This window comes from Commensalibacter papalotli (ex Botero et al. 2024) (genome assembly GCF_947179115.1).
In the GTDB taxonomy this organism is placed as follows: Bacteria; Pseudomonadota; Alphaproteobacteria; order Acetobacterales; family Acetobacteraceae; genus Commensalibacter; species Commensalibacter papalotli.
Window position 1 is genome coordinate 352,100 of the sequence record NZ_CAMXCI010000001.1, and the last position, 13,129, is coordinate 365,228.

13 protein-coding genes and 1 pseudogene are annotated in these 13,129 nt (G+C 36.2%); 9 read left to right on the top strand and 5 right to left on the bottom strand.

Going from position 1 to position 13,129, the window contains the following annotated elements:
- Positions 1–53 precede the first annotated feature (53 nt).
- Complete coding sequence (locus tag QMN76_RS01630) at positions 54–533, top strand: DUF3429 domain-containing protein (RefSeq protein WP_282065643.1); 480 nt, start codon at positions 54–56, stop codon at positions 531–533.
- Here the strand turns inward: QMN76_RS01630 and kdsA are convergent.
- The 4 genes from kdsA to tpiA are packed head-to-tail and all read right to left on the bottom strand — an operon-like array spanning position 517 to position 4,174.
- Entirely contained in the window at positions 517–1,347 is an 831-nt protein-coding gene (gene kdsA, locus QMN76_RS01635) for a 3-deoxy-8-phosphooctulonate synthase (RefSeq protein WP_282023046.1), read from the bottom strand. The genes QMN76_RS01630 and kdsA overlap by 17 nt on opposite strands.
- Positions 1,344–2,975, bottom strand: coding sequence for a CTP synthase (locus QMN76_RS01640; RefSeq protein ID WP_034337091.1), 1,632 nt, complete (start codon positions 2,973–2,975; stop codon positions 1,344–1,346). The genes kdsA and QMN76_RS01640 overlap by 4 nt, the downstream gene beginning before the upstream one ends.
- Positions 2,976–3,032: 57 nt before the next feature.
- Positions 3,033–3,377, bottom strand: a complete 345-nt coding sequence (secG, locus tag QMN76_RS01645; RefSeq protein ID WP_034337088.1) for a preprotein translocase subunit SecG — start codon at positions 3,375–3,377, stop codon at positions 3,033–3,035.
- A gap of 47 nt (positions 3,378–3,424) precedes the next feature.
- Positions 3,425–4,174 (bottom strand): triose-phosphate isomerase, encoded by a 750-nt coding sequence (tpiA, locus tag QMN76_RS01650; RefSeq protein ID WP_034337085.1) that lies wholly within the window; start codon positions 4,172–4,174, stop codon positions 3,425–3,427.
- Positions 4,175–4,379: 205 nt separating this feature from the next.
- On the opposite strand from tpiA, the gene QMN76_RS01655 reads away from it, so the two are divergent.
- The 8 genes and pseudogenes from QMN76_RS01655 (at position 4,380) to QMN76_RS01690 (ending at position 12,551) form a co-directional block, all read left to right on the top strand.
- Positions 4,380–6,305, top strand: a complete 1,926-nt coding sequence (locus QMN76_RS01655) for a peptidylprolyl isomerase (protein WP_282023045.1) — start codon at positions 4,380–4,382, stop codon at positions 6,303–6,305.
- 17 nt (positions 6,306–6,322) lie between these two features.
- On the top strand, positions 6,323–7,825 hold the full coding sequence (gene trpE, locus QMN76_RS01660) for an anthranilate synthase component I (protein ID WP_282023043.1): 1,503 nt from the start codon (positions 6,323–6,325) through the stop codon (positions 7,823–7,825).
- Positions 7,826–7,886: 61 nt separating this feature from the next.
- Positions 7,887–8,468, top strand: a pseudogene (locus QMN76_RS01665) (anthranilate synthase component II); the annotation flags it as partial.
- Positions 8,442–9,566: an anthranilate phosphoribosyltransferase gene (gene trpD / locus QMN76_RS01670; protein WP_408869455.1), complete on the top strand. Its 1,125-nt coding sequence runs from the start codon at positions 8,442–8,444 to the stop codon at positions 9,564–9,566. The pseudogene QMN76_RS01665 and the gene trpD, both read left to right, overlap by 27 nt.
- 21 nt (positions 9,567–9,587) lie before the next feature.
- The gene (gene trpC / locus QMN76_RS01675; RefSeq protein WP_282023042.1) at positions 9,588–10,445 is read left to right on the top strand and encodes an indole-3-glycerol phosphate synthase TrpC; all 858 of its coding nucleotides are present in this window, start codon (positions 9,588–9,590) and stop codon (positions 10,443–10,445) included.
- A 57-nt stretch (positions 10,446–10,502) separates the two neighbouring features.
- Positions 10,503–11,438 (top strand): lipoyl synthase, encoded by a 936-nt coding sequence (gene lipA / locus QMN76_RS01680; RefSeq protein WP_282023040.1) that lies wholly within the window; start codon positions 10,503–10,505, stop codon positions 11,436–11,438.
- A gap of 21 nt (positions 11,439–11,459) precedes the next feature.
- The gene (locus tag QMN76_RS01685; protein ID WP_282023039.1) at positions 11,460–11,915 is read left to right on the top strand and encodes a type II toxin-antitoxin system RatA family toxin; all 456 of its coding nucleotides are present in this window, start codon (positions 11,460–11,462) and stop codon (positions 11,913–11,915) included.
- A 153-nt stretch (positions 11,916–12,068) separates the two neighbouring features.
- Positions 12,069–12,551, top strand: a complete 483-nt coding sequence (locus QMN76_RS01690) for a hypothetical protein (RefSeq protein ID WP_282023038.1) — start codon at positions 12,069–12,071, stop codon at positions 12,549–12,551.
- A 60-nt stretch (positions 12,552–12,611) separates the two neighbouring features.
- Here QMN76_RS01690 and QMN76_RS01695 read toward each other — a convergent pair whose 3' ends face one another.
- Positions 12,612–13,103, bottom strand: a complete 492-nt coding sequence (locus QMN76_RS01695; RefSeq protein WP_282023037.1) for a CinA family protein — start codon at positions 13,101–13,103, stop codon at positions 12,612–12,614.
- Positions 13,104–13,129 lie beyond the last annotated feature (26 nt).

Consider the following 13,129-nt stretch of genomic DNA (forward strand, 5'->3'; position numbering starts at 1 on the left):
AGATATCCCTTTATTTATTTTAGAGTCATAATAGTAGTTTTAGGAGAATCTTAATGAAGCGTATGCCTCTTATATTTTTTTTATTAGGGGTTTTATCACCAGTCCCTTTGGTGATTATGGCTTTTATGATGATGTCTTATTCACCACAAACTGCGTTGCCAATATTGGAGCCTTCTTTTGTAGGATACGCAGCAATTATGCTTGCATTTATTGGTGGAATAAACTGGATTCTCGCAATGCAAAAACCTGTTATTTTGCTTGATAATGATACGAATAACATTAGTAAAAAAAGGTTACTTATAGCAGTTGTTCCCTGCTTATTTGCACAGTTTGCAATTATATGTACAGCTAATCAAAAATGGGCAATTGCATTATTTTTATTAATTATCGGGTTTGCAACCACATTGTTTTTGGAAAGAAACGCTTATTTGCAAACTGAACAACCTATCGGTTATAGATCCATTAGATGGCTTACAACCTTGGTTATTCAACTTTGTTTAGTAGGTGCTATAGTTTTTAGGGCGCCTTGGTAATTTTATCAATTTGATTAAGTTTGTTTAAAAGGGCAGGGACATCACAAAGTTTAATCATATTGGGACCATCACTTGGCGCATTATCGGGATCTTGATGGGTTTCAATGAATAAAGCTGCAATTCCAACAGCCATGGCGGCTTTTGCAAGGTAACCTACAAATTCTCGTTGCCCGCCAGAAGAATCACCCATACCACCAGGTTGCTGTACTGAATGAGTTGCATCAAATACAACAGGATATCCTGTTTGCGCCATGATGGGTAAACCACGCATATCACTTATTAAGGTATTATATCCAAAAGAAGTGCCACGATCACAAAGTAAAATCTGATCATTGCCCGAAGATGCAATTTTATCAGCAACATTTCTCATATCCCAAGGAGCAAGAAATTGGCCTTTTTTTACATTGATAACACGGTTTGTTTTAGCAGCTGCAATTAACAAATCGGTTTGACGGCATAAAAATGCAGGGATTTGTAATATATCAGCAACCAGAGCCACCTCTGAGCATTGCTCAGCAGAGTGCACATCCGTAAGAATCGGTAGTCCTAATTGAGTTTTAACCTCATTTAATACAGCTAGACCTTTTGTTATTCCCAATCCTCTTTGTTTTTGGATACTGGTACGATTTGCCTTATCAAAAGAGCTTTTATAAATCAGTCCAATTTGTTGTTTTGCACATATTTCTTTTAATTGGTGTGCAGTCTCTAATGCATGATCCTTAGATTCGATCTGACATGGGCCTGCAATCAAAGTAAATGGCAAGTTGTTTGCTATTGTTAAAGAACCAACATGGACTGATTTATTCAAATTCATTTAGATTTTTCCTGATCAATTGCAGCTTTAATAAAGCCAGAAAATAATGGATGAGGGGCGAAAGGTTTGGATTTTAATTCTGGATGATATTGCACAGCAATAAACCAAGGATGATCCTCATATTCGACGACTTCAGGTAAAACTTTGTCAGGTGACATACCAGAGAATTTTAATCCAGCACGTTCAATTTGTTCTTGATAGTGAATATTGACTTCATAACGGTGACGATGGCGTTCATGAATGGTTGTGTTACCATACATAGTTGCGACTTTTGATCCTGGGGTAAGCTCAGCAGTATAAGCACCAAGACGCATGGTACCCCCCATATTATCCCCTGAATAACGGCGCTTTACTTGTCCAGAATCAATCCATTCTGTTAATAACCCAACCAAAGGTTCTTCCGTAGGACCGAATTCAGAAGATGAAGCCCGAGGCAATCCAGCAAGATTTCTTGCACATTCTACGACTGCCATTTGCATCCCAAAACAGATACCCAAGAATGGAATGTTATTCTCACGTGCATAGCGAATAGCTTTGATTTTACCTTCGCTTCCACGCTCACCAAAACCACCAGGAACTAAAATTGCATTCGTGTTTTCAAAAAAGCTGTCAACATCTTGTGCATCTTCTAGATCTTCAGCTTTGATCCATTTAATTTTTACTTTGACTTTATGAGCAATTCCACCATGTAAAAGAGCCTCTATCAAAGATTTATAGCTATCAAGTAAAGCAGTATACTTACCAACAATTGAAACTGTTACTTCACTATCAGGATTCCTGAGTGCATCAACAATTTTATGCCATTTGCTTAAATCAGGTTCTTTATCATAAGGCAGATTGAAATGACGCAAAACTTCTGTATCTAAACCCTCTTTGTGATACTCAATAGGACATGCATAAATTGTATCAACATCTAATGCAGGAACTACAGATTCTGTTCTAACATTACAGAAATTAGCAATTTTTTGACGTTCGTGTTTAGGAATAGCACGATCACAACGGCATAATAGAATTTGTGGTTGAATACCGACATTTTGCAATTCTTTAACAGAATGCTGTGTAGGCTTTGTTTTTAATTCACCCGCAGATGCGATCCAAGGCACTAATGTTAAATGCATGAATAGTGTTTGATCATTTCCTAGATCATTACGCAATTGACGAATTGCCTCTAGGAAAGGAAGACTCTCAATATCACCAACGGTTCCACCAATTTCAACTAACATGAAATCAACAGCATCTGCATCTTGTAAAATAACAGATTTAATTGCATTAGTAATATGAGGAATAACTTGAACTGTTGCCCCCAGATAATCCCCACGTCTTTCACGCATCATTACATCAGAATAAATACGTCCAGATGTGGCATTATCATGACGCGATCCATCAACACCTGTAAACCGTTCATAATGTCCCAGATCAAGGTCGGTTTCTGCACCATCATCTGTTACAAAAACTTCACCATGTTGATAAGGACTCATTGTGCCTGGATCAACATTTAAATAAGGGTCAAGCTTTCTTAACCGAACAGAATAACCACGCGCCTGCAACAAACTTGCCAGCGCTGCAGAGGCGATACCTTTTCCCAAAGAGGAAACTACACCACCAGTAATAAACACAAATCGCGTCATATAGCCTTCTTTATATTGTTCTAACTAGAGTAAAAAATTAATAAATTTTGAATAAAATTATTTATTTGGTGTCGTTTTGTCATTTTGTTGTGGTTGTGTCTGAGGTGCAGGTTTTGGTTGAGACTGAGTTGTTTTTGGGGATTGATCAAGGATACTGTCAATTTTATTAGAACCACCACCTTTATTCATAACGGCTATGGTGATGCATAAAATCATAAAAATTGAAGCCAATATCGCCGTTGCGCGTGTTAATAAATTAGTAGTTCCACGCCCAGTCATAAAAGATCCCATTCCTTGACTGCTTCCGATACCCAAGCCCCCACCTTCGCTGCGTTGAATTAAAACAACAGCTATCAAAGCCAGAGTGACCAATAATTGTACGAATAGAAGAATAGTCATCATGTGTTTTGTATACTTTCACTAGCAGTCAAGAAAGAAGATTTAAAAAACTATGTAAAATCTTGAGCGATTGTAAGGAGTTGTAAAAAATCTTCTGGGATCAAACTGACCCCGCCAACCAATACACCACCAAGCTCAGAAGTTGCAAAAATATCTTTTACATTATTTGGCTTAACTGATCCACCATATAATATAAGTGTTTTTTTACCATTTTCTCCGTATTGAGCAACAAGTTTTTCACGAATGAAGAGAATCACTTCGGCGATTTCTTCATTTGTCGCAGTAACTCCTGTACCAATTGCCCAAATAGGTTCATATGCAACTAAACCAACAAAATGTTCAGGTAGAGATCCTTTTAATTGTTCAGCAAGAACTTCTTTATATTGACCAGATTCTCTTTCTTCCTTGGTTTCACCAATACAAACAACAGGTAATATATTTGCATTTTGTGCTGCGGTTGCTTTTTGATTAATTAACGCATTGCTTTCTTTATATTCTGATCTACGTTCAGAGTGACCTAAAATAACATATTTAACACCAATATCGTTTAGCATTGCTGCGGAAATATTTCCTGTATAAGCACCTTTTTCAGCTACATGACAGTCCTGAGCACCCAGTTCAAATGGTGTGTTTTTAAGATGTTTGCCAATATGATATAATTGTGTAAAGGGAGGACAAATAACAGTAGGTGCTAGATCTTTATTTTTTTCAGCATAGGCCAGTAAAGAAGAGACGATATGATCAGCCTCTTGTGTTAAGCCGTTCATTTTCCAGTTACCAATAATTATTGGTTTAACCATGTTAAATACTCCCTATATATGAATATTATTATGAATAAATTATAAAAGTTCGATTTATAATTGAATGATGGTATCATAGAATATAAAATATTTTGATATAATTCAAAAGATATAACATTTTTTTTGCAGCTTGGACATATATAGGTTATTGCTACTTTATATTAAAAAGTTAATTATTCGCATTTAAATTATTGGGTTACGTTACATGTTGTCTCGGTTAAGACATTTACTTATTGATTCTTGGTTAGGGCGTATTTTAGTTGGCCTTATTTTTCTTGTATTTATCAGTTGGGGTGCTGAAACCATTATTGAATCTTGGTCTCAAAGAGATGGGAATGTTGTTGCTTGGGTTGGCAGTCAAAGAGTGACAATGCAAGAACTAGATTCGGCAGCAAAAATGCAACTTCAACAATATGCGACACAACAAGGATTTTCTGATCCTTCACAAGTTCCTAATGTGATGAGGGGATCATTAGTTAATCAAGCATTACAACAATTAATCATTCAAAAGAATTTAATTGCTGCTTCTGAGCATGCTGGATTAAGTGTATCTGATGAGACTTTGCGTAACTTGATCTTTTCATTACCTGTGTTTCAAACCAATGGTAAGTTTAGTAGAGAGCTTTTTAATGTTTATGTAAAACAAACAAATATGACAGAAGCAGCTTTCTTGGACATTTTACGCAATCAAATTGCGATTTCAGGATTAACAGAACCCGTCACCGCTGGTGCAACGACCTCTGATATTATGGTGAAATCTATTTTTGCTTTTCGTAATGAAACAAGAAAGCTTACTTATATAAAATTACCATTTAGCCAGTTTAAAGCCGAGGCTACACCTTCTGATGCTGTTTTGAAAAGATATTACGATAATCATCTTTGGGAATTTACGGTTCCAGAATTCAGACGTATTAGAATGATCTTTTTTACTCCTGAAACTGTAGAGAAAAGTATTGAGGTCTCTGACGCAGATGCACAACAATATTTTAATTCACGTAAACAAGAATTTAATAAACCAGAATCAAAAAATCTTGAAATTATAACCGTAAAAGATAAAAAAACAGCAGAGGATCTTGCTGGGTCTTGGACCAAAGAACCTTGGGAAAATATCCAAAAAGAAACACAAAAGGCAAATGGTTTTGCAACAACTTTAAACGAGTTTACTCATCAAACGTCTCCTTCTGCGGAATTAGCCGATGCTGTTCAAAAAGCTCCTTTAAATATAATTTCTGCTCCAATTAAAACCCCTATGGGATGGAGTGTATTTAAGGTAACTGCTATTATACCACCTCACGAAGTTGCTTTTGATACAGTAAAAGACAAATTAAAAGCTCAAATTACTCAAGCACGTGCTAAACAAAAATTTGTTGATAATATCAAATCAACGCAAGATATGTTGGCGGGTAGTACGGGAAGATTGGATGATGAAGGTGTGAAATATCTTGGTGGAAAAGGTATTGTAGCCCTCAGGGGAACATTGAATGAACAAGGATTAAATCTAGATGGACAACCTGCTCCTATTCCTTCTGATGACAAAGTAAAGCAAGCAATTCTTGGGAATGTTTTCTCCAAAGCTAAAGATGCGCCAGCATCCTTAATTCAAGGGGATAATAATATTTACTACGCCTTTTTTGTAGAAGATATTGATCCAGCACATCAACAAACTTTTGAACAAGCCAAAGATCGTGTCATTAAAGCTTGGCAACAAGCAAATATCAAGAGACAAGCGAATATTACTGGAACAGCAATATACAAACAAACTCAAGATAGCCAGAAATCTGTAAAAGAGTTGGTTAATCAGCAGTTTCAAGCCAAAGAAAGTGAATCTTTCTCTCGTGTTAACCCATCAAAAACCCTGCCTGCAGAATTACAAGCACAGGCTTTTTTGATGCAAATTGGGCAAACGACTATGCTTGAATCTCCAGATAGCTTTTATATAGCAACTTTAGATAATATTAAAAAACCAGAGCCTCAAGATGATCAAGCTTCTTATAATGCATTAAGAGATACTTTAAAACAGGCGGAAAGTAACGATATTTACAATAGCTATGTTATCTTTATTAATAAAGAAGGTAAGGTTGATGTGAACCAAAAAGCTGTTAATAATATTATCGGTCAGGGTAGTAACTAAAAAAGGATTTTACATCAGTGTCTTATGATGAATTTAAAATAAGTGATCAAAAAACAGTTGTTTATACTGTAAATTCTGCTGATCTAATTACACCTGTTTCAGCTTTTTTACAGTTATCTGGCATCGTGGGTAAAAATCCAAAAAATATCTTTTTACTGGAAAGTGTGCAAGGCGGTGTAGCCAGAGCACGTTATTCAATTATTGGGTTGCTTCCAGATATGGTGTGGAAATGTCATCAAGGGGTTGTATCATTGAATACTGACCCTTTGAATAATCCTGATCAATTCGTTATTCAAGATATTCATCCACTTGAATCACTTCAACAATTTATTGATGATAGTCAATTGGATATCCCCGATACCATTCCACCAATGGTTGGCGGTATTTTTGGATATTTGGGATATGATATGGTTAGACAAATGGAACATTTGCCCAGCCCTCCTAAAAATGATCTTCAACTTCCCGAAGGGATAATGTTCCGCCCGTCTGTGTTTGCAATTTTCGATACAGTTAAAGATGAGTTGACATTGGCTGTTCCTCTGAGAGGCAAAACTGTTGAAGAGCAAGAGAAAGCTAAAAACTTACTTCGAAAAGCTCAGGCAGCATTAAATGAGCCTATACCCTCTGATAAAAAATTCAACCAGACCACTAATAATCATGCTCAAACGCCATCCTCAACTTTTACCAAAGAAGAGTTCAAACAAGCAGTCGAGAAAGCAAAAGAATATATCTTTGCTGGAGATGCGTTTCAGGTAGTGCCCAGTCAACGTTTTTCCATTCCTTTTAAACTTCCACCTGTTGCATTATATCGTTCTTTAAGAAGAATAAACCCAGCACCTTTTCTGTTTTGTTTACAGCTGGATAATTTTGCTTTAGTAGGATCATCCCCTGAGATTTTAGTAAGGTTGCGTGATGGAACCGTCACAGTAAGACCGTTGGCTGGTACACGTCCCAGAGGAAAGACTGAAGAAGAGGACTTACAATTAGAACAAGATTTGCTGGCTGATGCAAAAGAGTTGGCCGAGCATCTAATGTTAATTGATTTGGGTCGGAATGATGTGGGGCGCGTTTGTGAAGTTGGATCTGTGAAAGTAACAGAACAATTTGTAATAGAGCGATTTAGCCATGTTATGCATATTTCTTCTAATGTTGAGGGAAAATTAAAACAAAATCTAACAGCTCTTGATGCTTTAATTGCTGGTTTCCCTGCTGGGACTTTAACGGGGGCTCCTAAGATCAGAGCAATGGAAATTTTGGACGAAATTGAACATACACAACGAGCAACTTATGCGGGTTGTATTGGTTATTTTGGTGCTGATGGGAGTATGGACACATGTATTGGTCTAAGAACGGCATTGATCAAAGATGAAACGATGTATGTTCAGGCAGGTTGCGGTGTTGTCGCAGATAGCGATCCTGAATCTGAGTATGAAGAGACCAAACATAAAGCAAGGGCTTTATTTCGTGCAGCAGAAGATGCATGGTCTTTTGTTCCAGATATTGACCCACAAGCTCATTAATCCAATATATAAAGAATGAATAATTTTAAAAAATGCAGATTTTATTGATTGGCAAGGCCACATGATTTTACTCATCGATAATTATGATAGTTTCACCTATAATCTGGTTCAGTATTTTGGTGATTTAGGCTATGAGTGTCAGGTTCGTCGTAATGATGAGATTACGGTAAAAGAAGTTATTGCGTTAAAACCTGAAGCCATTGTGATTTCTCCTGGGCCATGCACGCCCTCTGAAGCTGGAATTTGTTGTGACTTAATCAAAGCTGCCGCAACGACGATCCCTATATTAGGTGTATGTTTAGGACATCAGGCGATTGGACAAGCTTTTGGTGCAAAGGTTGTTAAAGAAATACCAGCACATGGTAAAGTATTTCCAATTATGCATACAGGAGAGGGCGTTTTTAAAGGATTGAATAATCCCTTAAAAGTAACGCGTTATCATTCTTTGGTTGTGCAATTAGATACTTTATCAGACAGTTTCTTACCAACAGCATTTACAGAAGATCGTATTTTAATGGCATTTCAACACAAAGAACTGCCTATATATGGTGTTCAATTTCATCCAGAAAGTATTGCATCCGAGCAAGGTCACGAATTACTACAGAATTTTATGAATTTGGCCAGTGATTGGAATAAAAAAAAAGCTTTAAATGTTAGTAAATATTTACCTTATTTATTTACACCGACCTTAGAAAAATCTTTACAAAAAAACAATTTTTCTTTGGATGAAACGACAGAGATTTTTAATGCTATTCTCTCGGGATCTGTTCCTGATACACAAATAGCGGCTTTTTTGATGGTTCTTCGGATACGAGGCGTAAGCGTTGCAGAATTAGAAGGCGCAACCAGATCAATGCGTCATCAAATGTTGCCGATTACGTTGTCTGATCCTTTGACAATTGATGTGTGTGGTACGGGTGGGGATGGTCAAAGTACATTAAATGTTTCTACAGCTGTCAGTTTTGTATTAGCGGCAATGGGGGTTTCTGTTGCTAAACACGGAAACCGTGCCCAATCATCCAGATCTGGTGGTGTTGATGTTCTAGGGGCATTAAACCTTACACCACAAACAAATTTGAATATTTTACAAAATCATTTAAACAAGTATAAACTAGCTTTTTTACCCGCTTTTGTACATCATCCTGCTTTAAGTAAAATTAATATTGTTCGTAAAGAGCTTGGTATTCGAACTATATTTAACTTGCTTGGACCACTTTCGAACCCTGCAAATGTTCAATATCAAATGATAGGTGTTTATGATACGAAGTGGTTAGAGCCTTTTGCCAAAGTTTTACAAAATCTTGGTTCTAAAAGAGTATGGGTAGTTCATGGCCTTCTTGACAAAACTGAACAAAAGCAAGGGGTTGATGAAATTACTTTAGCTGGGCCATCTAAAATTATGGCCTTAGAAGATAATAAAATTATCCCTGTTACTTTATCTTTAAAAGATATCCAAAATGCTGGATTATCGCCTGCGCCTTTGTCAGAAATTACAGGCGGATCACCCAAAGAAAACGCTGCATCTATGCTTGCATTATTTAATGGTCAAAAAGGCGCTTATCGTGATACAGTATTGATTAATACAGCTGTTGCATTACACATCGTTAAAGATTATTCTTTAATAAATGCTAGCGGAAAAATTGATACTGATATCTTAGGAAAATTAATTTTAGAAGCAGCTAAAGCTATTGATAGTGGTGCTGTATTATCTATATTACATGCAATTCAGCAAAATAATTAAAGTAAACACCAGTTATATATTATGAATGAAATTACAACATCTGATCCTGTTTTAAATGCAATATTAGAATCCGAAAGTGAAAAATCTGATGTTTTGGCACAAATTTGTGCTAGAACCAGAGCAGAAACACATCAAAAGGCAAGTGTTAAATCTCTTAAAGAGATTGCGGAAGAGGCAAAAAACAAGAAAAATCCAACACGTGGTTTTGCACGGGTATTAAAAGAAAAAATGGCCAAAGGTCATATGGGATTAATTGCAGAATGTAAAAAAGCTTCTCCTTCTGCGGGGATAATTCGTCAAGATTATGATCCTGCGATGATTGCTGTTCAATATGAAAATGCAGGGGCTAGTTGCTTATCTGTTTTAACAGAAACAGGTTATTTTTATGGTAATAACGAAGATTTGAAAATTGCTCGAGAAGCATGTTCTTTACCTGTATTACGTAAAGATTTTATCCTTGAACCTTGGCAAGTTTATGAAAGCCGTGTGATTGATGCAGATTGTATTTTACTGATTATGGCTGCTTTGAAAGATCAAGAAGCAAATGATTTGGTTGAGTTAGCCAGATGTCTTGAGCTTGATATTCTAGTTGAAGTTCATAACGAAGAAGAGTTAAACCGAGCTTTAGCCTTAGATGTATGCTTGATTGGAATTAACAATAGAAATTTAAGCACATTAAAAACTGATATTAGTGTTACAGAAAATTTGGCTCCGTTGGTACCACCTGATAGATTGGTTGTTTCAGAAAGCGGATTAAAAACATTCGATGATATTCGCCGAGTACAGTCTATTGGTGCCAGTGCGGTATTGGTTGGTGAAAGTTTATTATCACAACAAAACGCAGGGGCAGCTGTCAGAAATTTACTCGGTATAGCCTAGACTGTATTTTATATTGTTGTAAATTGGTTTGATAAACGATTTACAAGGGAATTATAAATGACGGTAAAACGAATTCTTGTGCAACATGAACAAAAGCAAATTGTAAATTCGTTACCTAAACCAGATTGGATAAAGGTCAAAGTTAATCAATCAACTGTTTATAATGAAATGGGTGATTTGGTTAAGGAGCACCGACTTAATACTGTCTGTGCCGAAGCAGCTTGCCCTAATATTGGTGAATGTTGGACTAAACGTCATGCAACTGTAATGATTTTAGGCAGCATTTGCACTCGTGCCTGTGCTTTTTGTAATGTGGCTACGGGAAAACCATCAGCTGTGGATCCACAAGAAGCCAAACGTTTGGCTGCAATGATACAGAAATTAAACTTGCGACACGTTGTAATTACTTCTGTAGACAGAGATGATTTGAAAGATGGTGGGGCACAACATTTTGCTAATGTTATTGCTGAGATCAGAAAAACATCGCCTTCTATAACAATTGAAATTTTAACCCCAGATTTTTTGAGAAAAGAAGGGGCATTATTAACGATTGGTAAAGCTCAGCCTGATGTTTTTAATCACAATGTGGAAACAGTTCCCAGATTATATCCATCCATTCGTCCTGGTGCACGTTATTTTCAATCGTTGAGAATTTTACATGAAATTAAACAATTACAACCGAATGTTTTCACGAAATCAGGAATGATGCTTGGTCTAGGAGAGAGCAAAGAAGAAGTGACGCAAGTTATGGATGATTTACGTTGTGCACAAGTCGATTTTTTAACATTAGGACAATATTTAAGACCCACAATTAAACATGCATCAGTACAGCGTTATGTTACTCCTGAGGAATTTGATGAATATCGTCATATTGCTAAATCTAAGGGGTTTTTATTGGTTAGCTCATCGCCTATGACGCGTTCTTCCTATCATGCAGATGCTGATTTTGCAGTATTACAAAAAAAACGCCTTTTTACACATTTATCAAATTAAATTTTTTGGAGATTAAATCTTATGCCTACACATGCTGAAAAGCGCTTTATTGCTCATACTCCAGAACAAATGTTTAATTTAGTTGCAGCAGTTGATTTATATCCAGAATTTTTACCTTGGTGTACGGGCGCGATTATTCGTTATCGAGATAAGGAATTATTATTAGCAGATTTGAAAGTAGGTTTTGGACCTTTCAAAGAAGTGTTTGGTAGTCGTGTAGAATTATATAAGAGTGAAAATAAAATTATTGTGACCTATGATCGTGGTCCTTTAAAATATCTAAGTAATCAATGGCTTTTCATACCTGACCCGAAAGGCTGTATTATTGATTTTTTTGTTGATTTTGAATTCAAATCAAGAATTATGCAAAAAGCAATGGGGCTTGTTTTTAACGAAGCTGTTCAAAAAATGGTATCTGCATTTGTCAAAAGAGCAGATTTCTGTTACTCTGAAAAATATAAAAAGATACAGAAATAATAAAATATATCTAACAAATATAAGTTTATTCTCTTGTAATTTTTAATGATATAATTAGATGATAAAATATAGTTTTATCATTTATCAATAAAACCAATTTAGGTTATAATGAAGAGACATTAATTGGTTTCGTATTTAAGTAAAGGGTTTGTTATGAAGTCTATTTTTAAACTATCTCTATTTGCTGCTGCTATGACTTTTGCAGCTTCAAATGTTGCAATGGCTGCGCCTGCACATAATCAAGATGCTCATAAACATTACAAAGGGCACCAAGTTAGCAAAAAAATTAAAAAAACTGGTAAACAAGCACGCAAACATCAGCAAATACCTGCTGATCAAGAAACAGCAGATTTGAATGCTCGTAGCTTGCAAGCAGTTCAAACTGTGAATAATGGGGGAAACCCTGCAGCGGTTCAACAAGTTGTTCCAAATCCAGAAATGCAACTCCCTCCAAGTGCGAGAGTGCCATTGAGTGGAAATCAAACAACACAAACTTTAAATCGTGATAGCATGCAAGATGTTAACCGATATGACAGTCGGGGTCGTCGTGTAATTGTGGCTCCTGGTACTGGAAATACGGTTGCACCACCACCTCCTGGTGCAGTTAATCCAAATAATATGCCTCCTGTGCAATAATTAATTGTTGCTAGAAGACAAGAAATAGCCCCTTAACTCAATTTAAGGGGCTATTTTGTTTTAATATTGTTTCAATATTAGTTTGATTGCTTCATTAATTGTTTGCAATCTTATCGCTTCTCTATTTCCCAGAAAATTATATTTTTTACATATTGCTTGTGCATTACTTTCTTTAAATCCAATCCATACTAAACCAACATTGTCATGCACGTCTGGGCCTGCATATCCTGTAACTGACACGGCTATGTTTGCATTTGATGCTTTGCGCAAAGCACCAGAAACCATCTCAAGAGCAGTTTGCTCGCTAACCGCTCCAAATTCCTCAAGAGTCTGACAACTAACATCTAATATAGTGGCTTTCATATGATTAGAGTAAACTGCAAAACCGCCTTCTATATAAGCGGAAGAGCCAGGTAAATCTGTGAGATATCCACAGATTAGGCCTGCTGTACAACTTTCTGCTGTAACAAGTTTAAGATCATTCGTTTTACACAAAATTGAAAATTCTAAACATAAAGAGTATAATTCTTGCTTTAAAATATCAATATTCACTCGCTTATATCCTCTTTGAATGTTTA

Excerpts from the sequence above, each read along its gene's own strand:
- QMN76_RS01630 (WP_282065643.1), top strand. The coding sequence starts at position 54 with ATGAAGCGTATGCCTCTTATATTTTTTTTATTAGGGGTTTTATCACCA.
- lipA (WP_282023040.1), top strand. The coding sequence starts at position 10,503 with ATGACGGTAAAACGAATTCTTGTGCAACATGAACAAAAGCAAATTGTA.
- secG (WP_034337088.1), bottom strand. The coding sequence starts at position 3,377 with ATGATGACTATTCTTCTATTCGTACAATTATTGGTCACTCTGGCTTTG.
- QMN76_RS01640 (WP_034337091.1), bottom strand. The coding sequence starts at position 2,975 with ATGACGCGATTTGTGTTTATTACTGGTGGTGTAGTTTCCTCTTTGGGA.
- QMN76_RS01685 (WP_282023039.1), top strand. The coding sequence starts at position 11,460 with ATGCCTACACATGCTGAAAAGCGCTTTATTGCTCATACTCCAGAACAA.
- kdsA (WP_282023046.1), bottom strand. The coding sequence starts at position 1,347 with ATGAATTTGAATAAATCAGTCCATGTTGGTTCTTTAACAATAGCAAAC.
- tpiA (WP_034337085.1), bottom strand. The coding sequence starts at position 4,174 with ATGGTTAAACCAATAATTATTGGTAACTGGAAAATGAACGGCTTAACA.
- trpC (WP_282023042.1), top strand. The coding sequence starts at position 9,588 with ATGAATGAAATTACAACATCTGATCCTGTTTTAAATGCAATATTAGAA.
- QMN76_RS01690 (WP_282023038.1), top strand. The coding sequence starts at position 12,069 with ATGAAGTCTATTTTTAAACTATCTCTATTTGCTGCTGCTATGACTTTT.
- QMN76_RS01655 (WP_282023045.1), top strand. The coding sequence starts at position 4,380 with ATGTTGTCTCGGTTAAGACATTTACTTATTGATTCTTGGTTAGGGCGT.